We start from the raw sequence: 24,760 nt of genomic DNA, 5'->3' as shown, positions 1-24,760 counted from the left end.
GCCGCCTACGAGCGGACCAGCAGCTGGAATTCGAAGGAGTAGCGCGAGGCCCGGTAGACGTGCGAACCGTACTCGACGGCGCGCCCGGTGTCGTCGTACGTGGTCCGCTCCATCGTCAGCAGCGGAGCGCCCTCCGGCTCGGCCAGCCGCTCGCCCTCCTCGGCGGTCGCGGCGCGGGCGCCGATCGTCTGCCGGGCGCTGTGCAGCGTGATGCCGGCGGCACGGATGAGGCGGTAGAGGCCGGTCTCCTCCAGGCGGGCGGGGCCGGCGTCGAGGAGGCCCACGGGCAGGTGGTTGCACAGGTGGGCCATGGGCTCGCCGTGGGCGAGGCGCAGCCGCTCGACGCGCAGGACCTCGGTGCCCTCGGGCACGCCCAGGGCCGCGGCGACACCCGCCGCGGCGGCCTCGGTCCCGTGGTGGAGCACCCGGGTGGCGGGCTGCTGCCCCGCCGCTTCGAGGTCGTCGTAGAGGCTGCTGAGCTCCAGGGGGCGCTTGACCTGGCTGTGCAGCACCTGGGTACCGACGCCGCGGCGGCGGATGAGCAGGCCCTTGTCCACCAGCGACTGGATGGCCTGGCGGACGGTGGGCCGGGACAGGCCGAGCCGCGCGGCGAGGTCGATCTCGTTGCCGAGCAGGCTGCCGGGGGCGAGCCCGCCCTGCTCGATCGCCGCTTCGAGCTGCTGGGACAGCTGGTAGTAGAGCGGGACGGGGCTGCTGCGGTCCAGGCTGAACTGGAGGGGTGGTTGGTTCGCCACGAAGGGAGCCTAGCCGCGGGGCCGGATGACGGGAAGTTCGTAGGTCAGGTTGTCCGGACATGTAACGGCACGTATCCGCCGTTACCGATACGAGTGACCGCGGCGTCAACCTCGTGCCCCTTGCAGGCGTCTTGTGCAATACAGATGTCAGTACTGATGTCACTGGATATCCACTGATTTTCACCTATGCCTCCTACGGGGGCCGGTGAGGGGAGATGGGCGGCGCCGTGGAAGAGCTGGCTCTGGGGGTGGCGCTCGGCTTCAGCGCGGGGATCAGCCCGGGCCCGCTGCTCGCGCTGGTGCTGTCGGGGACCCTGCGCGGCGGGCTCGGCGTCGGGCTGCGCGTGGCGGCCGTGCCCCTGCTCACCGACCTGCCGGTGATCGTGCTGGCCGTGACCGTGCTGGCCGTGCTGCCCGAGCGGGCGATCGCCGGCGGCGGCGTGCTCGGCGGCCTCTTCCTCGCCTGGCTGGCCGTCTCGACCCTGCGCGAGGCCCGTACGGCCGTGGTGCCCGAGGTGGGCGACGCGGCGGAAGCCCGGGTCCAGGGCCGCCGGACCCTCTGGCAGGGCGCGCTCGTCAACCTCCTCAGCCCGCACCCGTGGATGTTCTGGCTGACGACGGGGGCGCCGCTGCTCGTGGCCGCCTGGCGCAACGGGCCGCCCGGCGCCGGCGGCTTCCTCTTCGGCTTCTACGGGCTGCTGGTCGGCAGCAAGGCCGCGCTCGCCGTCGTGGTCGCCCGGGCGCGGCACCGGATCGGCACCCGCGGCTACCGGCTGCTGCTCGGCGGCTCGGGCGTACTGCTGCTGGCGGCCTCGGCCTTACTGCTGGTGGAGTTCGGCTCCGCACTGACGGCGTAGCCCTCCTCGTACCGGTGGCCGCCCGCTAGGGGCGCAAAAGCGCTACTTTGCCCCGATCGCTCAACCTCAATATCGGTCCGGTCGGTTTTTCTCACTGACAAGAGACCGTGACGGGGGGACAACCCATGAACCACGGAAACGATCACTGCACCCTCCCGGACGGCGGCGGGGCGGACTCCGGCCTCGCGCGCATCCGGCTCTACGACCAGCGGGAGGCCGCCGCGGAGGAGCTGCTGCGGCCCGTCCACGCCTGGATCTCCGGGCACGTCGCCCGGCCCCACCCCGACCTCGGCCGCCGCGGGGCGGTCTGCCCGTTCGTGCCGCTCTCGCAGCGGCTCGGGCTGATCCGCTACGCGCTCGCCGAGCCGCCGGTGCGCGACGAGGCCGGGCTCGTGGCCGCCGTCGCCGCGCTCAAGGCGCACTGGCTGGCGATGGAGCCGCACAGCGGGCAGCACACCATCGACAAGACCATAGTGCTGGTCCTGCCGGGGGTGGCGGCCGCGACCGTGGTCCGCGTCCACGACCGGCTCAAGCCGGAGTTCGTGGCGGAGGGGATGATGCTCGGCGAGTTCTTCCCCGGGCACCCGGGGCCGGGGCTGCACAACCCCGACTTCCGCCCGCTGCACAGCGACACCCCGCTGCTCGTCGCCCGCAGCATGGTCGGCAACGACCTGCCGTTCCTGGCCGAGCAGCGCTACCCGCCCGCGCGGCGCGCAGGCTTCGTCGAGTCCTTCCTGAGGCACCAGCCGGGGGCGAGCCCCGTCGCCCGGCAGCGGGCCCGCGCCGAACTGGAGCGCGCCCGCGACGAGCTGGGGCACCCGCCGCCCGCCTGAGGCCGGGAGGGCGGCCGGGCGTCCTCAGAAGCGGACGGGCAGCCGGTGCGGGCCCCTGATGAGGAGGCCCTCGCGCCAGGTGAGGGAGTCCGGGTGGGCGTCCAGGGCGAGATCCGGGCAGCGCTGCAGCAGGGAGCCGATGGCGGCCCGGGCCTCCAGACGGGCCAGCGGGGCGCCCAGGCAGTAGTGGATGCCGTGGCCGAAGGCCACGTGGCCGCGGGCGTCGCGGCGGATGTCGAACCGCGCGGCGTCCGGGAAGCGGGCCGGATCGCGGTCGGCGTCGGCCAGGACGGGCAGCACGAGCTCGCCCCCGCCGGGTATGAGCGTGCCGCCGATCTCCAGGGGCTCGGTGGTGAAGCGGTACGTGGGGGTCTCCAGCGGCCCGTCGTAGCGCAGCATCTCCTCGACGGCGTTGTCCAGCAGGCCGGGGTCGGCGCGCAGGGCGGCCAGCTGGCCGGGGTGCTGCAGGAGGGCGAGGACGCCGTTCGAGATGAGGTTGACCGTGGTCTCGTGGCCGGCCACGAGCAGGAGCCACGCCGTGCCGAGGAGCTCCTCGGGCGAGAGCCGGTCGCCGTCCTCGTCCGCGGTGCTGATCAGGGCGCTCATCAGGTCCTCGCCGGGATCCCGGCGCTTGGCGTCGATGAGCGTGTTCAGATACGCGGTGACCTCGCGGGAGACGGTGATCTTCTCCTCGGCCGGGCCCGCGCCGACGCTGACGTTCGACCAGTGGCGGAAGGCCTCGCGGTCGAGGTCGGGCACGCCGAGCAGGTCGCAGATGACGCCCATGGGCAGGGGGAAGGACAGGGCCTCCACCAGGTCGGCGCGGCGGCCGGGCGCCGCCAGCATGGCGTCGAGCAGCTCGTCGGTCATCTGCTGTACGCGGGGCGCCATTTCCCCGACGCGCCGCGGCGTGAACTCCTTGGCGACGAGCTTGCGCAGCCGGGTGTGGTCCGGCGCGTCCAGCACCAGCATGTTCGGCCCGGCGGAGGCCCGGATCAGGCTGAGGTCCGGGCGTGCCTTCGCCCACTCCTTGGTCAGCCGCGGGTCGTTGAGCGCGGCGCGCACCTCGTCGTAGCCGACGACGAGCCAGGCCTCGGCGCCCTCCGGCATGCGCACGCGGTGCACGGGGCCCTGCTCGCGCAGGCCGGCGTAGACCTGGTGCGGATGCCGGGCGAACTCCTCCCCCATGGCCTCCAGATCGACGATCGTCCTCGCTTCGGCCGCGCCCATGGCGTCCCCCCTCGCTCCGGAAGATCATCATGAATTGCGGAGAGTGATCGACTCAAGGGCGCTTTCCGGACAGCCGTTCGCCGTCCGGCCAGGAGGGGAGGGTGGCGACCCGGGCCGCCGCACCGGCCGGTCCTCCCGAGTCGTTGACGACGTGACGCAGCGTGCAGCTCCCGTCGAGCGAGACGGCCACGAGGCTGTGCAGGCGCACGCCGGGCCTGCGGGGCGCCGCGAAGGCGCGGTCGGCCGCGAGCCCGGGCGCGGTGGTGAAGTGGCAGTAGCTGCCCAGGCCCCAGGCCTCGTGGCGGGTCACGGAGGGGGCGACCCGGTAGGCGGGGTAGCCGGTGGCCCGGCCGTCGCTCCAGGCGGCGCGGCCGGGCGGGTCGTAGGGCAGCTCGTTCTGGAAGAAGTACGTGCGGCCGCCCTCGCCGTTCCACAGCGTCTGGTGCCGCTGGTAGTGCTCCACGAACAGGCCGTACATCGTGACGTCCGCTCCGTCGACGACCAGCCCCTCGGCGGCGGGGTTGACGGTCCATCCGACGCCGCGGCCGTGGTCGGCGCGCCACAGCCACAGGTTGTCGCCGATCACGTCCGGGCTGTGCACCGCCAGGCTCCTGACGGCCCGTCCGGGACCGGCGCCGCCGATGCGGAAGAAGACGTCGTGCAGCGAGACGGGGTCGGCGGCGTGGCGGCGCCGGGCGCCGGGCGGGCCGATCTCCATCAGCACCGGCGAGGCCGCGCGCCCCGCGTCGACGAGCAGGCCCGCGATGCGGACGCCGTCGGCGTCGGCGACGGTCAGGGCGGCGGTGCCCCGGTCGGGCACGAGCGTGGCGAGCCCCAGGCCGAGGACGACGGTGCCGGGCCGGGTGACGCGCAGGGGCCGGTCGAGGTGGTGGACGCCGGGCGTGATCAGCAGGTCCCTGCCCCGCGCGAGCGCCTCGTTGATCCGGGCGGCGCGGGTGCCCGGCCGGACGACGAAGAAGCGGCCGAGCGGGCGGGAGGCGCCGGGCCCGGCCGCCCCGCCGGACCAGGTGGTGCCCCGGGCGGCCCGGCGCAGGGCGGGGACGAAGACCCGGTAGGCGCCCGCCCGGTCGATGTACAGGAAGGGCTTCTCGCGGACGACGGGGGTGCGCTCGACGCTGGTGCGGGGCGGGTCGGGGAAGGTCGTCGGCGGAGCGCCCCGCACTCCGGCGAACACCATGTTCCAGGTGGCGCCGGACCAGCCGCCGCGGAGTTCGCTGTTGCGCGTGAGCCACTGCTGCTGGGTCCCCGAGAGCACCCGCCCCTCGATCAGGGAGTCGGCGGTGAACCCGCCGCTCGACCAGCCGCCGTCGTCCAGGCGGAGGTCGCCGCGCAGGTGCATGCGGCGGTACGGGGCGGCCTGGGAGACGGCCCAGCGGTCGGCGCCGGAGGCGGGGGTGACGGAGAGGTTCTCGGCGGCGCGCCAGAAGTTCTGCGTCGCGTTGCCCCGGAACCAGTCGGCCTCGGCGTGCACCGCGCCCCTGACGGTGACGTCGTCGGGCCGCAGCCCCAGGCCCGCCACCTGCGTGTAGAAGCCGACGTTGACGTCCACGTCGTAGGTGCCCGGCTTGAACAGCAGCGCCTCGCGGCCGGGGCCGAACTGGGCGCGCTCCTGCCGCCGGAAGACCTCGTCCAGCGTGCGCTGGATCCGCTCCCGGGGCATGGCCGGGTCGAAGACGTGGACCCCCGGCCCGAGGTCGGGGACCCCGGGTGCACGAGACGCGGCGGGCGCGGCGGGCGGCTGCTGCGGGGCGAGGGCGAGGCAGGCGGTGGCCACGGCGGCGAGAGCGAGGGTGCCGAGCCGGGCTCGGCACCCCGCGGGCCGGGTTCTGGACAAGGGCCGGTGTCTCCTCACACGTCGGTCGGCTGCCCGGTGACCGGACCAACCCGCTGCCGGGCGTGAGGAAACGGCTGGTGAACGGAATCCGCTCGGATGGAGCTGAGGTGACGACCGATCAGCAGCTGAAGTCGATCAGGTCGAACGTCCTGTAGTGGTCGCCGGTGTAGTAGTCCTCGTGGTCGCCCTGGCCGGTGACGATGCGCCGGGCACCGCGGTCGGGCGAGCCGGGGGTCTTGACCGTGTACTCGTGGTAGTAGCCCGAGGCGTGCTTGGGCAGCACGTTCTCGCGGTTGGAGAAGACCGTGCCGTCCTTGGGGTACGGGAACGGGCCGCCCGCGTCGATCAGGCGCAGCGTGTCGTGGGCCTGGGCGGGCAGGTCCGACTTGCAGATGTCTCCGGTGATCTTCACGACGGCCGGCGCCGGAGCGGTGGCGGCGGGGGCCGTGAGCGGCGCGGCGACGGCCGGGCCGCCGGCGAACAGGGCGGAGGCCAGCGCGGCGAGGACGGCCGTGCGGGCGAAGCGCGAAGAGCGCAGGGTGTGATGGGGGGTTGCCTTCATGGGGCCAGCATGACGCGCGTAGCTATTGTCATGTCAACGACAACGTCGAATGTTTTCCGGGAGTTAACCGGAGGCGCTGTCCGGCTGGGCGGAATCTTTGCCTCAGGGCCGCCGCTTCAGAGTCTTTGCCGGTCTTTGCCTCAGAGGCAAAACTTTTGCCTTTCGGGCAGGAACGGTCCTATACCGGAAGCATGACACCGCTGCCCGACGAGCCCGCGGCCGACCTGCCCACCATGGCTCCGCGCCTGCGTGACCTGCGCACCCGCAGTGGGCTGACGCTGGAGGCCGCCGCCGCCCGCGTCGGCCTCTCCCCCGCCCACCTCTCCCGGCTGGAGACCGGCCGGCGGACGCCGTCGCTGCCGATGCTGCTGGCCCTGGCCCGTACCTACGGAACCACGGTATCCGACCTGCTGGGCGAGGCCGCGCCGGAGCGCGACCCCATCGTGCGCGCGAGCCACATGGAGCCGCAGCGGGCCGGGGGCTGGACGTACTGGCGGGCCGGCGGCTCCGGCCGCGCCATGCAGGCCCTGCGCTTGCACGTGCCGCCGGAGGCGGGCGGCCAGGCGGAGCTGGTGCGCGTCCATCCGGGCGAGGAGTGGCTGTACGTCACGAGCGGGCGGCTGCGCCTGACCCTGGGCGGGAGCACGCACCTCCTGGACCCGGGCGACGCCGCCCACTTCGACTCGCTCACCCCGCACCGCATCGCCGCCGCGTCGCGCGGCGGGGCCGACCTGCTGTTCATGCACACGCTGCTGCAGAGCGGCGCGACCGAGCTGTGCCTCAGCGGCGCCGCTCCCACTCGGAGGGACATGCCGTGAACGACGCCGTGAACGACGCATCCGCGCACACCGCCGGCAAGCGCGTGGACGAGGAGGACCGGGCCCCCATGGGGATGACCGTCCGGGTCGTCATCTACCTCGTGGCCGTCCACTTCTTCGCCGCCTTCCTCTTCCTCCTCTTCTTCCTCGCCGGAGGGTGAGACCGGGGCCGGACGGCCCTGCCGGGGCGGCCTCTCCCGCCCGGGTGAGGCGGCCCGCGCGCCGCCCGCGGACGGCATGCCCCCGGACTACGATCGCGGGAGCAGCACGCGGACCGTCCCGGGACAGGAAGGCGGAGCGATGACCCGTACGGCCCAGGAAGTACTGGCGGACGCGGTGCGGGGGCTCGCCCCCGCGGAGGGCGCCAACCGGCTCGTCCCGCTGATCGCCGCCGGCGAGGCCCCGCGCGAGGTGATCGCCGCGTTCGCCCTGGAGCAGCACCACGTCATCGCCGCCGACCGGCGCAGCTTCGCCCACCTCGCCGGGCGCGCGGCCGGGGATCCGGCCGCGGCCCGGTTCTTCGAAGCCCTCGCCCAGGGGGAGGACCTGGCCCTGCCGCTGCTGGGGCCCCTGGTGCTCGCGTGCGGGCTGGACGAGGAGGCCGTCCGGGCCCACGAGCCGCGCCCGGGCTGCCAGGCCTATCCGTCGTACGTCGCCTGGCTCGCGCTCAACGCCGAGCCCGTGGACGCGGCGGTCGCCCTGAGCGCCAACTTCGCGGCGTGGGGCGGCTACTGCGCCGCCGTCGGCGCGGCCCTGCGCGAGCACTACGGCTTCGACAACCCCGCGTGCGGCTTCTTCGACTTCTTCGCCGGGCCCGCGCCCGAGGTGGAGGAGCGGTCCGTCGAGGCCGTGGAGGCCGGCCTGGCGGGCGGGCGGCTGTCCGAACCGCTGGCCCACCGCTACGGACGGCTGCTCCAGGCCTACGAGTTGATGTTCTGGGACGGACTCGCTGTACGGTGAAACCATGCCCGTAGCCGCAGAGCCCGCAGCCGTCGTCTACCGCCCCGCCCGCCCCGGCGAGCACGCCGCGGCCGAGGCGATCGACAACTCCTTCACGACGCCCACCGTCCTCGAAGTCAGCGCGTCCGGCGAGGGGTTCCGGCTGCGCGAGACGCCCGTCGACCCTCCCCTGCGCAAGGTCTACCCGGACGAGGACGAAGAGGACGGCGACGAGGAGACCCACGTCATCGTCGCCCTCGACGGGGACGCCCTGTGCGGTGCCGTCACCCTCACCCACTCGGCGTGGAACGACCGGCTGGTGATCGCCGACATCAGGGTGGCGCCCGGGCACCGCGGCCGCGGCATCGGCCCCGGCCTCATGGAGCACGCGCTGGCCCACGGCCGGGAACGGGGCGCCCGTACCGCCTGGCTGGAGGTCACGAACGTCAACGCCCCGGCCGTACGGGCCTACCGCCGCATGGGGTTCGCCCTGTGCGGGCTGGACACGTCCCTCTACCTGGGAACGGCCTCGGAGGGCGAGACGGCCCTGTTCATGAGCCGTCCGCTGTAAGGCCTGTTGTAAGGCCTGTTGTAAGGCCCTCTCCGCGCAGGCCCCTCGCCCCCGCCTCCGTCAGCGAGCCGTGGACGCGCAGGCGTGCCACGCCCCCGTCCGGGTGGATGTCCACGCGCGCGTGGGTCGCCACCGGGGCGCCCTCCAGGGGGAACCGGTGCACCGCGTCGGGCTGGAGGCGGGTGCGGGGCACGACCACCGTCCAGCCGGCGGAGCCGCCGGCCGGGTCGGCGCCCGAGGCCGCGTCGAGGACGGAGACCTCCGCCCAGCCCGCGGCGTTGCCCTTGTAGCAGCCGGTGTCGATCTCCACGGCGCGCAGCACGGCCTGCCCGGTGAGGCGGTAGCGGACCCAGTCGTGCCCCCGGTCGCGGCGGCGGCGCGTCTCCCACCCGTCGTCCATCTTCCGCGAGCGGCCCGGCAGGACGGTGTTGAGCGGGGAGGAGTAGAAGCGGTCCGAGGCGTCCTCGGGGCACCCGCCGTTCTCCAGCGCGGCCAGGTCGAAGGTGCCGAGGGCGGCGAGCCAGGCCGGGTCGGGGCGCACCTCGCCGTGCACCCGCAGCCGGGCGATGCCGCCGTCGGGGTACTGGCACAGCCGCAGGTGGGTGAAGCGCTCCTCGGAGCGGACGGCGAAGCCGTTGGCCGCGTGGCCGCCGACGGGCGTGCGCGGCACGAGGACCGTCCACTTGACGTCGTCGGCGAGGAGTTCGCCGGGCGAGGGCGTGCCCGGCAGGCGGGCGGCCTCGACGGAGACGGCCTGCGGGTGGTTGCCGCGGAAGTGGGCGGTGTCGACGACGAGGCCGCGGATCACGCCGGGCGCGCCGAGGCGGATCAGCGCCCAGTCGTGGTCGTCGTCCGCGGGGTGCGGCCGGCCGGCGTCCGGGCCGCGCCGGCGGCGGGTCTCCCAGCCGTCCATGACCTTGCCCTTGTGGCCGAAGAGGGCGGGGTCGAAGTGCGCGGGGGCGGGGGTGAGGAGGTTCTCGCGTTCGGCGAAGAACTCGTCGTTGGCGGCGATGACGCCCGCCCCGAGGCGGCGGTCGGCGAGGTCGGGCAGGGAGGCGAAGGGGAGGTCCGCGGTGCGGTAGTCGGCGTACGGGTCCCCGCCCGCGTACGGTGCGGCGCCGCCCGCGAAGGAGGGTATGCCGGGGCTTCCGTCCGGTGTGCTCGTCATGCGCTGCGCTGCCTTTCGAGGAGGAGGCCGGCGGGCCGGCGCTCGGCGAGGGTCCCGTCGCGGGCGATCCTGCGGCCGCGCAGCCAGGTGGACCGCACGACGCCGTGGAGGGTCTTCCCGGCGTAGGCGGTGACGTGGTTGCGGTGGTGGAGTGCGGCCGGGTCGACCGTGAAGGAGGCCTCGGGGGCGAGGACGGCGAAGTCCGCGTCGCGGCCCGGCTCCACGGCTCCCTTGCGGTGCAGGCCGGCGAGGGCCGCGGGGCCGGTGGACATCCAGCGGGCGACGTCGCCGAGGGTGTGCCCGCGGCGGCGGGCGGCGGTCCAGACGGCGGGGAGGCCGAGCTGCAGGGACGCGATGCCGCCCCAGGCGGTGCCGAAGTCGGGGACCTTGAGGTCGGTGGTGCAGGGCGAGTGGTCGGAGACGACGCAGTCGATCGTCCCGTCGGCCAGGGCCGCCCACAGGGCGTCCTGGTTGGCGGCCTCCCGTATGGGCGGGCAGCACTTGAACTCGGTGGCCCCGTCCGGGACTTCCTCGGCCGTCAGCGTCAGGAAGTGCGGGCAGGTCTCGGCGGTGACCGCAAGGCCCTCCGCCTTCGCCGCGGCGATCACCGGCAGGGCGTCGGAGGACGACAGGTGCAGGACGTGCACGCGGGTGCCCAGACGCCGGGAGACGGCGACGAGACGGGCGACGGCCTCGTTCTCGGCGGCGCGGGGGCGGGAGGCGAGGAAGTCGGCGTAGCGCGGGCCGCCGCGCTGCGGGGCGCGCTCCAGGTGGGCGGGGTCCTCGGCGTGCACGATCAGCAGGCCGTCCAGCTCGGCGACGCGCGCCGCGACCGCCTCCAGGTCGCCGGGACCGAGGGCGGGGAACTCCTCGACGCCCGACGGCGACAGGAACGCCTTGAAGCCGAAGACGCCCGCGTCGTGCAGGGGGCGTAAGTCGCCCCCGTTCCCCGGGACGGCGCCGCCCCAGAAGCCGACGTCCACGTGCGCGGCAGGGCGCGCCACGTCCTGCTTCACCCGCAGGTGGGCGACGGTGGTGGTGGGCGGGATGCTGTTGAGCGGCATGTCGAGGAGCGTGGTGACGCCGCCGGCCGCGGCGGCGCGCGTGGCCGGCCCGAAGCCCTCCCAGGCGGTGCGGCCCGGGTCGTTGACGTGCACGTGGGTGTCCACGAGGCCGGGGAGCAGGGCGTCGTCGCCCAGGTCCGCCACGGCGGCCCCCGGGGGCGGCTCCGCCCCGTACGGGCGGACCGCGGTGATCGTGCCGCCGGTGACGGCGACCGAGGCCGGGCGGATGCCCTCCGGCGTGACGACGCGCGTCGAGCGCAGCACCAGGTCCTCCGTGGACACGCCGGCCACGTCCCCTCCCGGAAATTCAACGTTCTGTTGAACGACGGTGGGGGCAGTCTTCTGTCGCTCCCCTCACCCGTCAAGACCTCCGGGGGCGGAGGGGGGCCGCGCGGGCCCGGTAGGCTGCTCCCACCCCGTACCCGAAAGGATCCGCCGTGCCCCCGTCCGCCGAGCCCCGCACCCCCGCCCCCAGCGGAGGCGTCCAGTCCCTGGAGCGCGCCTTCGACCTGCTGGAGCGGATGGCCGACGCGGGCGGCGAGGTGGGGCTGAGCGAGCTGGCCACGAGCAGCGGGCTGCCGCTGCCGACCATCCACCGGCTGATGCGCACGCTGGTCGCCTGCGGATACGTCCGCCAGCAGCCGAACCGGCGGTACGCGCTCGGGCCGCGGCTCATCCGCCTCGGCGAGAGCGCCTCCCGCCTCCTCGGCACGTGGGCCCGCCCCCACCTCGCGCGGCTCGTCGAGGAGACCGGCGAAACGGCGAACATGGCGCTGCTCGACGGCGACGAGGTCGTCTACGTGGCGCAGGTGCCCTCGCGGCACTCGGTGCGCATGTTCACCGAGGTCGGGCGGCGCGTGCTGCCGCACACCACCGGCGTGGGCAAGGCCCTGCTGGCGCAGAGCCCCGACGAGGAGGTGCGCTCCATCCTCGCCCGCACGGGGATGCCGGCCGCCACCGAGAAGACCATCACCACGCCCGAGGGCTTCCTGGAGGCGCTCGGGCGCGTCCGCGAGAACGGCTTCGCCGTGGACGACAACGAGCAGGAGATCGGCGTGCGGTGCCTGGCGGTGCCGGTGCCGGACTCCCCCACGGCGGCGGCCATCTCCATCTCCGGCCCGGCGGGCCGCGTCACGGACGCCGCGACGGAACGCATCGTCCCCCTCCTGAAGGAGGTCGCGGCGGCCCTGTCGACGGACCTCGCCGGAGCGAGCGCCGGGCTCGCTTGATCCGCGCGCCCGGCGGGGCGCCTGCCTGCGACTGACCGCGGCGAGGGCCGCACGGCACCGCCGGAACGGTCGACTGCGGCTGGGCGCCGCCGCGACGGAGAGAATGCCGCGCCCGGCATCAGAATCGGCAGCCCGCAACGGCGGAACCCGGCGGTGTCGCGCCCACGGCCAGTACGGCACCGCCGGAACGGCCGGTTGCGGGCTGGGCGCCGCTGCGGCGGAAAGAGAATGCCGCGGCTCGGCACCGGAACAGCCCGGCTGCGACCGAGCGCCGGGCGGCTGCGCCCGAAACCGGTCCCCGCTCACGAGGCCGACGTCGGCCCGCCCCTCCCGCCGCCACGACGCGCAACCACAACGGCGGAGCCCGGCGGTGCCGCGCCCACGGCCAGTACGGCACCGCCGGAACGGCCGGTTGCGGGCTGGGCGCCGCTGCGGCGGAAAGAGAATGCCGCGGCTCGGCGGTCGAGCGCCGTGCTCGGCCCCAGCCGCCGTCGAGGCGCTACGCTCCGCCCCTCGGTGGCGGGACGCCGTCGTCCGGTGGGGGTGGCGCGAAGCTGTCCACTGCTTCCCTGAGAGCCGACAGCGTCGGTGACAGGGCGCTCACCGAGCCCACCGCCCCTGCGACCAGCAGCAGCGAGCGCCGCAGGCGCGAGATCTCCGGGTCGCCGGCACGGGCCATCGCGTCGAGCGCCGCCAGCTCGTCCTCCGCGGCGTCGCGGTCGGGTAACGGCGCGGGATGGCCCGCGAGCGCCCGGCGGAGCCGGGAGACCGCTCCCCGCAGCTCGCTCACCCTAGGATCTCCGGCCACTACGGCGCCTTCCGCCACGGCACTCCCCCTCCCACGCGCTCGCGCGGATCAGTTAACGCCACCTTCCGTACAGAGCGCCATACGCACAGCGAAATGAAGTCCGGAGGTCGCACGCACGGGTGATGGGCGGTCGCCCGTCGCACCGCCGTCAGCAATGCGGTATGCAGGGGCCATGACAGCCACCTCACCCCCGGTCGCCGGCCTGCTGCTCGCCGCGGGCGGCGGACGGCGCCTGGGCGGGCGCCCCAAGGCCCTGCTCGGCCTGCACGGCCGCCCGCTCGTGGAGCACGCGGCGCGGGCCCTGCACGAGGGCGGCTGCGCACCGGTGTACGTCGTGCTGGGCGCGGCGGCCGCGGACGTGCGCGTACACGCCGGCCTCACCCACTGCACCTTGGTGGACAACCCGGACTGGCCGGACGGCATGGGCTCCTCGCTCCGGGCGGGCCTCGCGGCGGCCGCCGCCTCGGACGCGGGGGCCGTGCTCGTCACCCTCGTCGACCAGCCGCGCGTCGGCGCCGAAGCGGTGTCCCGCGTGCTGGCCGCGCACCGTGCGGGCGCGCAGCTCGCCGCGGCCTCGTACGGCGGCGAGCGCGGCCACCCGGTGCTGTTCGCGCGCCCGCACTGGCAGGGCGTGGCCCGCGCGGCGACCGGCGACCGCGGCGCCCGCGCGTACCTGCGCGAGCACGCCGCGGCCGTGACGCTCGTGGAATGCGGGGACGTCGCAGGGCCGGAGGACGTCGACACCCCGGAGGACCTGCGGCTGCTGGACTGAGGCGGCGGCCGCCGAAAACCGCCGTCCGGCGCCGCCGCCCCGCCCTCGCCCCATTGAACTTCCACCATGAGGAAACTAGCCTCCGGAAAACAACCACTGCAGAGGGAGTGACCACCCATGTCCGCACCAGCTCCGTCCTCCCCGGCCACCGTCACCGCCCGGCGCCTGGAGCGGCAGGAGGAGGTCCTCACGGAGCCCGCGCTCGCCTTCGTCGCCGAGCTGCACCGCCGCTTCACGCCCCGCCGCGACGAGCTCCTCGCCCGCCGGGCGGAGCGCCGCGCCGAGATCGCCCGCACCGGCACGCTCGACTTCCTCGCCGAGACGCGCGCCGTCCGCGAGGACCCCTCCTGGCGCGTCGCCCCCGCGCCGCCCGCCCTGGAGGACCGCCGGGTGGAGATCACGGGCCCGGTGGACCGCAGGATGACGGTCAACGCCCTCAACTCCGGCGCCCGCGTGTGGCTCGCGGACTTCGAGGACGCCTCCGCGCCCACGTGGGAGAACGTCGTACTGGGCCAGCTCGGTCTGATCGACGCGTTCGAGCGGCGCATCGACTTCACCGACGCCCGGGGCAAGGCGTACGCGCTGCGGCCCGCCGCCGAGCTCGCGACCGTCGTCGTCCGCCCGCGCGGCTGGCACCTGGACGAGCGCCACGTCACGGTGGACGGCCGCCCCGTGCCCGGCGCCCTGGTCGACTTCGGCCTGTATTTCTTCCACAACGCCCACCGCCTGCTCGGCCTCGGCAAGGGCCCGTACTTCTACCTACCCAAGACCGAGTCGCACCTGGAGGCCCGCCTCTGGAACGACGTCTTCGTCTTCGCCCAGGAGTACGCGGGCCTGCCGCGGGGTACCGTCCGCGCCACCGTGCTGATCGAGACGATCACCGCCGCGTACGAGATGGAGGAGATCCTCTACGAACTCCGCGACCACGCCTCCGGCCTCAACGCGGGCCGCTGGGACTACCTCTTCTCCCTCATCAAGAACTTCCGCGACGGCGGGGCCCGGTTCGTGCTGCCCGACCGCAACGCCGTGACGATGACGGCCCCGTTCATGCGCGCCTACACCGATCTCCTGGTGCGCACGTGCCACCGGCGCGGCGCGCACGCCATCGGCGGGATGGCCGCGTTCATCCCCTCGCGCAAGGACCCGGCGGTCAACGAGGCGGCGTTCGAGAAGGTCCGGGCCGACAAGGACCGCGAGGCGCGGGACGGCTTCGACGGCTCGTGGGTCGCCCACCCCGACCTGGTGCCCGTCGCCCGCGCCTGCTTCGACGCGGTCCTCGGCGACCGGCCGCACCAGAAGGACCGGCTGCGCGAGGACGTCCGCGTGACGGCCGATCAGCTCATCGCCGTGGACTCGCTCGACGCCCGCCCGACCTCGGCGGGCCTGCGCAACGCCGTGGCCGTCGGCACGCGCTACATCGAGGCGTGGCTGCGCGGCCTGGGCGCCGTCGCCATCTTCAACCTGATGGAGGACGCGGCCACCGCGGAGATCTCGCGCTCGCAGATCTGGCAGTGGACCGCGGCCGGGGTCGTCCTCGACGACGGCGAGAAGGTCACGGCCGGTCTCGTCCGCGCGGTCGCCGCCGAGGAGCTCGCCGCGATCCGTGAGGCGGAGGGCGAGGAGGCGTTCGCGGCCGGCAAGTGGCAGCAGGCCCACGACCTGCTGCTGAAGGTCGCCCTGGACGAGGACTACGCGGAGTTCCTCACGCTGCCCGCCTACGAGCTGCTGGACTGAGGCCTCACGCCACGGCGCCCAGCGCGACGAAGACGCAGATCAGCACCGACAGGATCACCAGCAGCGGCCAGACGAAGCGCAAGTACTTGTCGTAGCCGACCTTCGCCAGCGCCACCCCGCCCATGACGACGGCGGTCGTCGGCACCCACAGGTTCATCACGCCGCTCGCCGACTGCCAGGCCGTGACCACCACGGAGCGCGGGACGCCCGCGAAGTCGGCGAGCGGGGCGAGGACGGGCATGGCGAGGGTGGCGTGGCCGGAGGTCGAGGGGATGAGGAAGGCCAGCGGGAGGTTGATGACGTAGACGAGGATCGCGAAGACCACGGGAGGCGTGCCGGAGACGGTGCTCTCGACGGCGTGCAGCACCGTGTCGATGATCTTCGCGTTCGTCATCACCACCGTGACGCCGCGGGCGAGGACGATGACCAGGGCGGGGGCGATGAAGTCGGCCGCGCCCTGCACGATCGTGGCGCTCAGCCGCTGTTCGCCCAGCCGGGCCAGCAGCCCGACCAGCACGGCGGCGACGATGAACAGCGCCGCCAGCTGGGCGAAGGACCAGCCCAGCTCCCACGGGTACGGGGTGGCGTCGGCCACGCCGGTCAGGGCGCTCGCCCAGGGGATCACCGAGAAGATCATGAAGGCGAAGACCAGGACCACCGCCACGAGGACGAGCTTGTGCAGCCCGGTCAGCTCCGGCGGCTCCGCTGCGGCCTCCGCCGCCAGCTCCCGGTCCCCGGGAAGGAAGCCCGTCAGGGAGCGGTCCGGGACGGTGCGCACCCGGTGCGCGTACCGCAGGACGTAGCCGATGGTGACGGCCGTCAGGACGATCCACATGGTGAAGCGCAGGGCGATGCCGTCGCCCAGCGAGACGTCGGCGGCCGAGGAGGCCACGCCCGTGGAGAAGGGGTTGACGGTCGAGGCGAGCACGCCGACGCCCGCCCCGAGGATGATCGTGCCCGTGGCGACCATCCGGTCGTAGCCGAGCGCGAGCATGAGGGGCACGATCAGCCCGTAGAAGCCGAGGGTCTCCTCGGCGAAGCCCTCGACGGTGCCCAGCAGCGAGAAGACGGTCATCACGCCGGCGATCAGCAGGGCGCCGCGCGTGCGCAGCCGGTGGGCGAGGCGCTCGATGCCGCGGTCCAGGGCGCCGGTGGCGAAGACGACGGTGATGAACGCGCCGATCGCGAGGACGAAGAGGAAGACGCCCGCGCTGCCGTAGAGCGCGCCGGTCGCGTCGGGGGCCACCTCGCCGGTGACGGTGTCGCGGATGCCGTAGAGGCCGTTGACGGGGGCGAGGAAGAGGTCGCCAAGCCGGTGCACGAAGCCGCCCGGCGCGGCCTCCTGGTGGTAGGTGCCCTGAACGGGGCGGCCCTCGTCGTTGTACTTGTAGGTCCCGGCGGGGACGACGAAGGTCAGGATCCAGACGGCGATCGTCACGGCCGCGAGGACGGTCAGCGCGCTGGGGAAGACGAAGGCCCGGCGCCCGCCCGGCGCTTCGGACCCGCCGGGTGCGTCAGGCCCGCCCGGGGCTTCGGGCCCGCCGGGTGCTGCGTCCTCGGCTTCCGCGTCCACGACGGAACCCCTCTCCGCACTGAGGGTGGTCAATTTGACCTTATTGTCGCGAAACGCGGTGTCCGGCCCTAGTCGCCACGCACGGGTGACGGTGACGGCTGCGGCGACGGTCCCGGTGACAGCCCCGGTGACAGCCCCGGTGACGCCTCGTCACGTCGCCGCTTGCCCAGGTGGTTGAAGGCGAGGTTGAGCACCACCGCGGTCAGGCAGCCCGCGCTCACCCCCGAGTCCAGGAGCGTCCGCAGCGTCTCGGGGACGCCGGCGCCGTCGTAGAACGTCCGCGAGACCACGGGGATCGTGCCGATGCCCAGCGAGGCCGCCGCCACCAGCAGGTTGTCCCCCTTGTCGAGTCCGGCGCCGAGCAGGACCTGGATGCCGCTGGCCGCGACCGTGCCGAACAGCACGATCCCCGCCCCGCCCAGCACCGGTCGCGGCACGACCGCGATGAGCGAGGCGAAGGCGGGGCTCAGACCGAGCAGGACGAACATCGCCCCGCACGCGGCGACCACGAAGCGGCTGCGCACCCGGGTGATCGCCACCAGGCCGATGTTCTGCGCGAACGCGCTGTTGGCGAAGCCGTTGAAGACCGGGCTGACGGCGGTGCCGAGCGTGTCCGCGCGCAGGCCGCGGGCGATCGTCCGCTCGTCCGCGGGGCGGCCCACCACCTGGCCGAGCGCCAGCATGTCGGCGGTGCTCTCCGTCATGCACACCAGCATGAGCACGCACATCGACACGATCGCCGGGAGCGTGAACTGCGGGGCCCCGAAGTGGAACGGCGTCGGGAAGCCGACGAGGCGGGCGTGCGCGGCGGGAGCGAAGTCCACCGCCCCCACGGGGACGGCGATCAGCGTGCCCGCCGCCAGCCCCAGCAGGATCGCGATCTGCCGCAGGAAGCCCCGCAGCACGCGGCGCAGCACGAGGACGATCACGAGGGTGGCCGCGGCCAGGCCCAGCCCGGTCGCGGTGGCCGGCCGGCCCGGGTCGCCGCCGCCCTGGATCCAGCCGAAGGCCACCGGCAGGAGGGTCAGGCCGATGAGGGTGATGACGGTGCCGCTCACCAGCGGCGGGAAGAAGCGGACGAGCTTGCAGAACCAGGGCGCCAGGACGAAGCCCAGGGCCCCGGCCACCATCACGGCGCCGAAGACGACGGGCAGGGCGTCGCTCTTGTCGGCCTGGGCGTCGGCCACGGCGATCATGGGCGCGACGCCCGCGAACGAGACCCCGTTGACGAAGGGCATCCGCGCCCCGACCTTCCAGAACCCGATGGTCTGGAGCAGGGTCGCGATGCCCGCCGTGAAGAGGGCCGCGCCCACGAGGAAGGTCGTCCGGGCCGGGGGGAGCCCGAGGTATGCGCCGAGGACCAGCGGAGGGGCGACGACGCCAGCGTAGCTGGCGGCCACGTGCTGCAGCCCGCCGGCCAGCAGCCGCCCCGGCCGGAGCACCTCGTCGACCGGGTGAACGGCACCCTCGGTACGGGTGCCCCCGGCTTCGTCTACGGCCACGACGTGCCTCCTTCGCTCGCGCTTGCGGCGGGGCGGGCCGTCCGGGCGCAGGGCCGGGCGGGCCCGGGCCCGGCCGAGGGCCGTCCCCCTCGGCCGGGGGTTTCAGGTGGCGGCGGCGATCCGGGCCAGGCGGCGGGACTGTTCGCGCGCCTCGCGGGCCACCTCGTCCTCGTCGACGGTCACGAGCCGGCCGTTCTCGACCACGGGCCGGCCGTTGACGAGGGACAGGGTGACGGGCGCGGGGGCGCCGAGGACGAGCGCGGCGACGGGGTCGGCGATGCTCGAGTGGCCGAGCCCGTCGAGCTTCCACAGCACCAGGTCGGCGAGCTTTCCGGGTTCCAGCGAGCCGATGCCGTCCGCCCGGCCGAGGACCTGCGCGCCGCCGTACGTGCCGAGCCGCAGCGCCTGACGGACATTCAGCGCCTTCTCCCCGCCGGCCAGCCGGTGGACGAGCAGGGCGTTGCGCAGCTCGGTGTGCAGCTCGCCGGTCTCGTTGGAGGCCGTGCCGTCGACGCCGAGGCCGACGGGGACGCCGGCCCGCAGGAGGTCGGGCACGCGGGCGGTGCCGGCCGCGATCCGGGCGTTGGAGGAGGGGCAGTGGGCGACGCCCGTGCCGGTGCGGGCGAAGGCCGCGATGTCGGCGTCGTCCATGTGGATGCAGTGGGCCATCCACACGTCGTCGCCGAGCCAGCCCGTGGACTCGAAGTAGTCCGTCGGGCCCATGCCGAACTTCTCCTTGCAGTACTGCTCCTCCTCGACGGTCTCGGAGCCGTGCGTGTGCAGGCGCACGCCCTTGCGCCGGGCGAGCGCGGCGGCCTCGCGCAGCAGCTCGGTGGTGACGGAGAAGGGCGAGCAGGGCGCGACGCCGACCCGCAGCATGGAGTCGAAGGCCGGGTCGTGGTGGGTGTCGACGGCCTCCTCGGTGGCGGCGAGCGCGGCTTCGGTGGTCTCGACGGCGAAGTCGGGCGGCAGCCCGCCGTCGGAGGCACCGAGGTCCATCGAGCCGCGCGTGGGGTGGAAGCGGACGCCCGTCTCGCGGGCCGCCCGGATCTCGGCGCCGAGGAGGTCGCCGGCGCCCTTGGGGAAGACGTAGTGGTGGTCCATCGCGGTGGTGACGCCGCCGCGGGCCATCATCGCGAGGGAGCCGCGCGCGGCCGCGTGCACCATGGGCTCGTCGATGCGGGCCCAGGTGGGGTAGAGGGCGACGAGCCAGTCGAAGAGGTTGCAGTCCTGGGCGAGGCCGCGGGTGAGCCACTGGTAGAAGTGGTGGTGGGTGTTGACCAGGCCGGGGGTGGCCAGGTGGCCGGTGCCGTCGACGCGCCGGACGATGCCGGCGAGGCCCTCGGGCGCGGGCCCGGGGCCCACGGATTCGATGCGGTTGCCGGCGACGACGACGTGGCCGGAGGCGTGCTCGGTGTCGTCGGCGTCGACGGTGGCGATCGCGCAGTTCTCGATGACGATGCGCTCGGAACTGCCGGCGGTGGGTGCGGCCACGGTGATTCCTCGCTGTCGGTTCACGGAAGGTTCGTCAGGTCCACCGGGACGGCCGCCGTCGCGCCCTCGCGCAGGACGGTGGCCTCGATGAGGCCGTAGGGGCGGTCGGCCGTGTAGTAGACCTCGTTGTCGTTCGCGAGGCCGAACGGTGCGAGGTCGGCCAGGAAGTGGTGCTTGTTGGGGAGCGAGAGGCGGATCTCGTCGATGCCGGGCGTCTGCTCGATCACCCGGGAGCCCATGGCGTAGAGGGTCTGCTGGAGGGAGAAGGAGTAGGTCTCGGCGAAGGCGCCCAGCAGGTGGCCGCGGGTCCGCTCGAAAGCCTCGTCCCACTCGTCCTTGTCCTCCTCGCCGCCGCCGTCCCAGGCGTGCCGCCAGCAGGCGTTGACCTCGGTGGCGAGGATCCGGTCGCGGGTCTCGGGGAGGGTGGTGTAGCGGTCCTTGACGTAGCCGTGGAACTCGGAGTCGGTGGTGTTCATGACCGTGAGGCCCTTGAGGCCGGAGAGGACCTGCCACCGCCCGCCCGCACCGTCGAAGGTGACCTGCGCGGTACGGGTCTCCCGGCCGCTGCGGACGAAGGAGTGCCCGGCCGGGCCGGGCGTGGGGATGCGGTCCCAGGCGTACTCCTCGACGCGGACCCGGGCGGTACCGATCGCCTCCTGGCCGGTGACGAAGTGGTGTGCCAGCCGCGCGGCGAAGCCCTCGGGCGAGGCCACGCCGTACTCCTTGGCGAAGGCGAACACGGTGTTCTTGGTGGTGTCCGTCGGCAGGACGCGGGCGTTGGAGCCGGAGAGGTGGACGTCGTCCATGGCGCCGGAGAGGGCTATGGAGACGTTGAGGTCCCTGATGTGGTGGACGGGCCCGTCGCGGGTGACCCGCACGACGCGGGTTTCGGCTTTGCCGTACTGGTTCTGGCCGAGAACGGTGGGCATGTGTGCTAGCTCCCTCGGTACACGGAATAGCCGAACGGACTGAGCAGCAGCGGTACGTGGTGGTGCTCGCCCGGCGCGACGGCGAAGGCCACCGACACCTCCGGGAAGAACGCTTCCCGCCCGGCGGTCCCCCGGGCGGCGTACGGCCCCACGTCGAACCGGAGCCGTGCGTGGGTCGTGCCCCGCGGCGGCGCCGGGAGCCCCCGGCAGCGCCCGTCCGCGTCCGTCACCGAGGTGCCGCACGCCGTCCAGGGCCCGTCGGCTCCGCTCCGTGCGGACAGCTCGACGGCGACGCCCTCGGCCGGGCGGCCCGTGGCCGTGTCCAGGACGTGCGTGGACACGGATGCGGACGAGGACGCGGACGAAGACGAGGACGCGGGCTCGGACCCCGACGCCGACCCCGGCGCCGACTCCGGCGCCGACTTGGACGCGTCGGAGACGCCTGGTGCGGCGGCGCTCATGGGCGGGCTCCTTCCTGCTCGGGTACGGGCGGGCCGGCCGGGTCCTCCAGCAGCCGGGCCAGCCGGATGCGATTGATCCTGCCGAGTTCCTCCCGCACGATCTCGCGTTCGCGTTCCGGCGTGTTGCCGACGCGGCGGCGGATCGCGTCGAGCATGTGTGCGGCGCCGAGGCCGGTGGCGCAGATCAGGAAGACGTGCCCGAACTTCTCCTGGTAGGCCAGGTTGAGGGCGCGCATCTCGGCGCGGAGCCCGGGCGGGGCCTGTGCCATGCCGCGCTGCTCGCGGGCGGAGACGGGATCGCCCGGCGCCGGGCGCCCGATCGGCGGGTGCGCCGCCATGGCCTCGGCCAGCCCGCCCGCGGTCAGTGCGGCCGTCGCCGCGTCACTCGCGGCGTAGAGCGCTTCGGCCGTGGGGTAGGGGCGCCCGCCGAGGACCGCGTCCACCCATGCGCCGCCGGCACAGATCTCGTGCAGCGCGGCGCGGGCCGCGCCGTCGCCGACCGCGTTGAACCGGGTGAGACCCGGCGTCGGACTCGAAGACACGGGCGCCTCCGTGGTGGGGACGGGCTGCGCATGGCTGTCGGGCTGCGCATAGCTAACGCCCCTCGGAACGCCGCGTCAACAGTTTGTTGAAGAACTCGGCTCCCGTGTCCGGCGCCCGGGCCGGGGATCCGAGGCGTCCAGGGCGGCGCGGAGCCAGTCGTGGGCGGCGCCGGGGGTCGGCTCCCGCGGGCCGGACGGCGGGGAGGTCAGTTCGGCGACGAGCTGCCAGTAGTGGTCGATGCGGGGCTCCGCGGCGAGCTGGACGCCGAGCCGGCGGCGGAAGGCGGCCGTGTCCCGGGTGCCGAGGGCGCCGGCGTGGGCGGAGACGAAGCAGTCGAGGGCCTCGCCCGGGCGCGGCGGCCGCTGCGCCCGCAGGTCCGGCGACGCCAGCGCGAACGCCTCGCGGAGGCCGTCGTAGAGCACGGCGGGACGGTAGCCCGTGCCGGTCCGGTGGGCTTCGGGCTGACCGCGGTCGCCGCCCGTGCAGGGGCCGGAGGTGAAGGCGTGCAGCCGGGCGAAGGCCAGGACCTGGGCCGGGGTCGGGTCGTCGGGCGGCTGCGGCACCGCTTCGTCGACGATCGCGGCGACCAGCCGGGAGGGGAGCCGCGGGGGCAGCCAGCTCCGCCAGAAGGCGGCCATCGCGGCCGTACTGGGCGGGGTGGAGATGCCCCCGACCAGGCGCAGCCGCTCGGCGCGCTCCCCGGGCGGGCAGTCCTGCAGCAGCCGGAGGGCGGCCTCCCGCCAGCGCAGGGCCGTCAGCTGCGTGCCGAGTTCCCGCAGCTTGCCCGCGACGACGTCCTCCAGCGCGTCGTCCCGTTCGAGGACGCGGCCGACGTCCGGGACCGGCACGTCGAGCGTGCGCAGGGAGCGGATCAGGCGGAGGCGGTCGAGCGCCTCGGGGCCGTACCGGCGGTGCCCGCCGCCGCTGCGGGCGGCTTCGGGCAGCAGGCCGCGGTCGGAGTAGAAGCGGACGGTCTTGACGGTGGCGCCCGCGCGCTCGGCGAGCTCTCCGATGCTCCACGTGGCGTCGGGGGACACGGCTCGACCCTCCCTCGGGCCTCGGGGAGCTCCTACCGTACCGGCGGGTACGGACGGCACGCCCGGCCGGGCCCGTGGTTCGGGCGCGCGTGCCCGGCAGCTCTACCGGGAGCCGCCGGAACCGCCCTCGCGGTTCAGGTAGTTGTAGACCGTGAAGCGGCTGACGCCGAGCGCCGCGGCGACGGTCTCCACGCCGTGCCGCAGGGAGAAGGCGCCGCGCTCCTCCAGCGTGCGCACCACCGACTGCTTGGTCCTGCGGTCGAGTTCGGCCAGGGGCATGCCGTGGCGGCGCTCCAGATCGGCCAGGATGTGGCCGAGCGAGGCGGACAAGCGCGGCAGCCTCACGGCGACGACCTCGCGCCCCTCCCAGGACAGCATCACGTCGTCCGCCGCGGCCTGCTCGGGGTCGACCATCTCCCCGCCCATGGCGTCGACCAGCGGCGCGACCGCGGCGCGGAGCGGGTGCGCGGCCGCCTCCCCCGTCACGGCGTCCCCTCCTCGTCGCCGCGTTGGCCCTCGCGCCGGTCTTGGCTTTGGTCCTCGCGTTGGCCCTCGCTGTGGTCCTCGCGTTGGCCCTCGCTTTGGTCCTCGCTTGGGTCTTCACTTCGACCCTCGACCACGCTGACCTGCAGCGACACCCGCGTGGCGCCGGCGTGCAGCGACGCGCTCAGCACCTGCTGCACGGCGGCGAGCACGGCGTCACCGCCGCCCTCCGCGGAGTTCCCGAAGGGGCCGACGTCCACGGCGTCGAGGCCGGCTCCCTGCAGGGCGTCCCGGGCGGCCTCGGCGTGGGGCGGCACCCGGTCGAGATCGAACGGTTCGGTCGTGAACTCCACTCGCAATCGCACGGTGGCCAACCTACTCGCCTTGACAGGGGTGGGGAACGCCAGCAGTCTTCCATAAAGCAGAAGTTAACTTCCACAATTCGGAAGGATGGTGGGACGGAATGCCTCTCCCCCGACACCGCTTCGCCGTCAACCTCTCGATGCTCTTCACCGAACTGCCGCTCCTGGAACGGCCCGCGGCGGCCGCGGAGGCGGGCTTCCGCGCCGTCGAGATGTGGTGGCCCTGGCCCGCGACGCCCACGCCGGAGGCCCGCGAACTGGACGCGCTGCGCGGGGCGCTGCGGGACGCCGGTACGCAACTGGTCTGCCTGAACTTCTACGCCGGGCGGCTGCCCGGGCCCGACCGGGGAGCGCTCTCGGTCCCGGGGGCGGAATCCGGCCGCTTCCGCGCCAACATCGGCGTCGCGGCGGACTTCACGGCCTCGCTGGGATGCACGGCGCTCAACGCCCTGTACGGCAACCGCGTCGCGGGCGCGGACGCCGGGGCCCAGGACGCGCTCGCCCTGGAGAACCTCGTCCTGGCCGCGCGGGCGGCCGGCCGGGTGGGCGCGACGCTCCTGATCGAGGCGCTCAACCCCGTGGAGTCCCCCGCGTACCCGGTCACCGGCTCGGCGCGCGCCGTGGAGCTCGCGGCGAGGGTCAACGAGGCCTCGGGGCTCGGCAACGCCCGCTTTCTGATGGACCTTTACCACCTTGCGACGGCGGGCGAGGACCCGTCCGCGGCCGTCACTGCGTACACGCCCGCCCACACGGGCCACGTCCAACTGGCGGACGCCCCGGGCCGCGGCGAACCGGGCACGGGGACGCTGGACGTCCCCGTGCTGCTCAAGCGCCTGGAACAGGCCGGGTACGACGGCTGGGTGGGCCTGGAATACCGCCCGTCCGGCCCGAGCGCGGATGCCTTCGGCTGGCTGGACGGGGCACGGTGACGGTTCCAGGGCGGCCCGGGTGCTGCGGCCGGCGGGACCGACCCGGCACAGCCGACGTGGCGGCAGGCTCCGGGCCGCTCCCGGCCATCCGGCCGGTCCGGCACCGCCGGAAGACACCGTCGGGGCTTCTCGCCGCCGCGGCGGAAAGAAATGTCCGGCGCAGCCGACGTGATGCCCGGCGCAGCCGATGTGATGTCCGGCGCAGCCGACGTGATGTCCGGCGCAGCCGACGTGATGTCCGGCGCAGCCGAC

Annotated in this window: 25 protein-coding genes and 1 pseudogene; 10 read left to right on the top strand and 16 right to left on the bottom strand. The window is 74.4% G+C overall.

All coding sequences use genetic code 11. The annotated features are described in order from the left end of the window. Positions 1 to 5: 5 nt before the first annotated feature. On the bottom strand, positions 6 to 755 hold the full coding sequence (locus tag NQU55_RS31360) for a GntR family transcriptional regulator (RefSeq protein WP_168093277.1): 750 nt from the start codon (positions 753 to 755) through the stop codon (positions 6 to 8). Between the two features lie 227 nt (positions 756 to 982). On the opposite strand from NQU55_RS31360, the gene NQU55_RS31355 reads away from it, so the two are divergent. Further along, positions 983 to 1,612 (top strand): LysE family transporter, encoded by a 630-nt coding sequence (locus NQU55_RS31355; protein ID WP_168093276.1) that lies wholly within the window; start codon positions 983 to 985, stop codon positions 1,610 to 1,612. A gap of 125 nt (positions 1,613 to 1,737) precedes the next feature. After that, on the top strand, positions 1,738 to 2,445 hold the full coding sequence (locus NQU55_RS31350; RefSeq protein WP_168093275.1) for a DUF6875 domain-containing protein: 708 nt from the start codon (positions 1,738 to 1,740) through the stop codon (positions 2,443 to 2,445). A 24-nt stretch (positions 2,446 to 2,469) separates the two neighbouring features. On the opposite strand, the gene NQU55_RS31345 is transcribed toward NQU55_RS31350, so the two are convergent. From NQU55_RS31345 to NQU55_RS31335, 3 genes are all read right to left on the bottom strand, one after another. Beyond that, entirely contained in the window at positions 2,470 to 3,675 is a 1,206-nt protein-coding gene (locus tag NQU55_RS31345) for a cytochrome P450 family protein (protein WP_256791576.1), read from the bottom strand. A gap of 52 nt (positions 3,676 to 3,727) precedes the next feature. Further along, the gene (locus NQU55_RS31340; protein WP_168092396.1) at positions 3,728 to 5,530 is read right to left on the bottom strand and encodes a pectate lyase-like domain-containing protein; all 1,803 of its coding nucleotides are present in this window, start codon (positions 5,528 to 5,530) and stop codon (positions 3,728 to 3,730) included. A gap of 118 nt (positions 5,531 to 5,648) precedes the next feature. Continuing rightward, complete coding sequence (locus NQU55_RS31335; protein ID WP_168092395.1) at positions 5,649 to 6,092, bottom strand: guanyl-specific ribonuclease; 444 nt, start codon at positions 6,090 to 6,092, stop codon at positions 5,649 to 5,651. A gap of 191 nt (positions 6,093 to 6,283) precedes the next feature. Here NQU55_RS31335 and NQU55_RS31330 point away from each other — a divergent pair, with 191 nt between their 5' ends. The 4 genes from NQU55_RS31330 to NQU55_RS31315 all read left to right on the top strand — a co-directional run bounded on the left by NQU55_RS31330 (position 6,284) and on the right by NQU55_RS31315 (position 8,420). Further along, positions 6,284 to 6,910, top strand: coding sequence for a helix-turn-helix domain-containing protein (locus NQU55_RS31330; protein WP_168092394.1), 627 nt, complete (start codon positions 6,284 to 6,286; stop codon positions 6,908 to 6,910). After that, a complete protein-coding gene (locus NQU55_RS36970; RefSeq protein ID WP_168092379.1) occupies positions 6,907 to 7,071 on the top strand; it encodes a DUF6126 family protein in 165 nt (54 codons plus the stop codon). Before NQU55_RS31330 ends, NQU55_RS36970 begins: the two co-directional genes overlap by 4 nt. A 139-nt stretch (positions 7,072 to 7,210) precedes the next feature. Next, positions 7,211 to 7,870: a thiaminase II/PqqC family protein gene (locus NQU55_RS31320; RefSeq protein WP_168092393.1), complete on the top strand. Its 660-nt coding sequence runs from the start codon at positions 7,211 to 7,213 to the stop codon at positions 7,868 to 7,870. Positions 7,871 to 7,874: 4 nt separating this feature from the next. Continuing rightward, positions 7,875 to 8,420, top strand: a complete 546-nt coding sequence (locus NQU55_RS31315) for a GNAT family N-acetyltransferase (protein ID WP_168092392.1) — start codon at positions 7,875 to 7,877, stop codon at positions 8,418 to 8,420. On the opposite strand, the gene alc is transcribed toward NQU55_RS31315, so the two are convergent. After that, a complete protein-coding gene (gene alc, locus NQU55_RS31310) occupies positions 8,401 to 9,588 on the bottom strand; it encodes an allantoicase (RefSeq protein ID WP_168092391.1) in 1,188 nt (395 codons plus the stop codon). The genes NQU55_RS31315 and alc overlap by 20 nt on opposite strands. Beyond that, a complete protein-coding gene (allB, locus tag NQU55_RS31305; protein WP_168092390.1) occupies positions 9,585 to 10,934 on the bottom strand; it encodes an allantoinase AllB in 1,350 nt (449 codons plus the stop codon). The genes alc and allB overlap by 4 nt, the downstream gene beginning before the upstream one ends. A 155-nt stretch (positions 10,935 to 11,089) precedes the next feature. Here allB and NQU55_RS31300 point away from each other — a divergent pair, with 155 nt between their 5' ends. Continuing rightward, entirely contained in the window at positions 11,090 to 11,881 is a 792-nt protein-coding gene (locus NQU55_RS31300; protein ID WP_058042426.1) for an IclR family transcriptional regulator, read from the top strand. 499 nt (positions 11,882 to 12,380) lie between these two features. Here NQU55_RS31300 and NQU55_RS31295 read toward each other — a convergent pair whose 3' ends face one another. Then, positions 12,381 to 12,671: a DUF5955 family protein gene (locus NQU55_RS31295; protein ID WP_256791574.1), complete on the bottom strand. Its 291-nt coding sequence runs from the start codon at positions 12,669 to 12,671 to the stop codon at positions 12,381 to 12,383. A gap of 190 nt (positions 12,672 to 12,861) precedes the next feature. On the opposite strand from NQU55_RS31295, the gene NQU55_RS31290 reads away from it, so the two are divergent. Together NQU55_RS31290 and aceB are read left to right on the top strand one after the other, a co-directional pair. Beyond that, a complete protein-coding gene (locus tag NQU55_RS31290; RefSeq protein WP_168092388.1) occupies positions 12,862 to 13,461 on the top strand; it encodes a nucleotidyltransferase family protein in 600 nt (199 codons plus the stop codon). A gap of 117 nt (positions 13,462 to 13,578) precedes the next feature. Further along, positions 13,579 to 15,195: a malate synthase A gene (gene aceB / locus NQU55_RS31285; RefSeq protein WP_168092387.1), complete on the top strand. Its 1,617-nt coding sequence runs from the start codon at positions 13,579 to 13,581 to the stop codon at positions 15,193 to 15,195. Between the two features lie 4 nt (positions 15,196 to 15,199). On the opposite strand, the gene NQU55_RS31280 is transcribed toward aceB, so the two are convergent. The 9 genes and pseudogenes from NQU55_RS31280 to NQU55_RS31240 all read right to left on the bottom strand — a co-directional run. After that, on the bottom strand, positions 15,200 to 16,651 hold the full coding sequence (locus NQU55_RS31280) for a YfcC family protein (RefSeq protein WP_240976286.1): 1,452 nt from the start codon (positions 16,649 to 16,651) through the stop codon (positions 15,200 to 15,202). A gap of 185 nt (positions 16,652 to 16,836) precedes the next feature. Next, positions 16,837 to 18,270 (bottom strand): nucleobase:cation symporter-2 family protein, encoded by a 1,434-nt coding sequence (locus tag NQU55_RS31275; RefSeq protein WP_168092386.1) that lies wholly within the window; start codon positions 18,268 to 18,270, stop codon positions 16,837 to 16,839. Between the two features lie 102 nt (positions 18,271 to 18,372). Continuing rightward, the gene (locus NQU55_RS31270; protein WP_168092385.1) at positions 18,373 to 19,764 is read right to left on the bottom strand and encodes an 8-oxoguanine deaminase; all 1,392 of its coding nucleotides are present in this window, start codon (positions 19,762 to 19,764) and stop codon (positions 18,373 to 18,375) included. A 20-nt stretch (positions 19,765 to 19,784) separates the two neighbouring features. After that, positions 19,785 to 20,693, bottom strand: coding sequence for a factor-independent urate hydroxylase (gene pucL / locus NQU55_RS31265; protein ID WP_168092384.1), 909 nt, complete (start codon positions 20,691 to 20,693; stop codon positions 19,785 to 19,787). A 5-nt stretch (positions 20,694 to 20,698) separates the two neighbouring features. Next, on the bottom strand, positions 20,699 to 21,034 hold the full coding sequence (uraH, locus tag NQU55_RS31260; RefSeq protein WP_256791586.1) for a hydroxyisourate hydrolase: 336 nt from the start codon (positions 21,032 to 21,034) through the stop codon (positions 20,699 to 20,701). 116 nt (positions 21,035 to 21,150) lie between these two features. Next, positions 21,151 to 21,696, bottom strand: a complete 546-nt coding sequence (gene uraD / locus NQU55_RS31255; protein ID WP_168092382.1) for a 2-oxo-4-hydroxy-4-carboxy-5-ureidoimidazoline decarboxylase — start codon at positions 21,694 to 21,696, stop codon at positions 21,151 to 21,153. Positions 21,697 to 21,771: 75 nt separating this feature from the next. Then, complete coding sequence (locus NQU55_RS31250) at positions 21,772 to 22,734, bottom strand: helix-turn-helix domain-containing protein (RefSeq protein ID WP_168092381.1); 963 nt, start codon at positions 22,732 to 22,734, stop codon at positions 21,772 to 21,774. Between the two features lie 102 nt (positions 22,735 to 22,836). Continuing rightward, positions 22,837 to 23,220, bottom strand: coding sequence for a helix-turn-helix domain-containing protein (locus NQU55_RS31245; RefSeq protein WP_372504851.1), 384 nt, complete (start codon positions 23,218 to 23,220; stop codon positions 22,837 to 22,839). A gap of 122 nt (positions 23,221 to 23,342) precedes the next feature. Further along, a pseudogene (locus NQU55_RS31240) lies at positions 23,343 to 23,582 on the bottom strand (hypothetical protein); the annotation flags it as partial. Positions 23,583 to 23,680: 98 nt separating this feature from the next. Between NQU55_RS31240 and NQU55_RS31235 the strand changes: the two are divergent. After that, the gene (locus NQU55_RS31235) at positions 23,681 to 24,508 is read left to right on the top strand and encodes a TIM barrel protein (RefSeq protein ID WP_168092380.1); all 828 of its coding nucleotides are present in this window, start codon (positions 23,681 to 23,683) and stop codon (positions 24,506 to 24,508) included. Positions 24,509 to 24,760: the final 252 nt, after the last annotated feature.

It is taken from the genome of Streptomyces telluris (assembly GCF_024519335.1).
Classification (GTDB): domain Bacteria; phylum Actinomycetota; class Actinomycetes; order Streptomycetales; family Streptomycetaceae; genus Streptomyces; species Streptomyces telluris.
The sequence above is the reverse complement of the archived record's forward strand: the minus strand, read 5'-3'. Positions and strand labels throughout refer to the sequence as shown.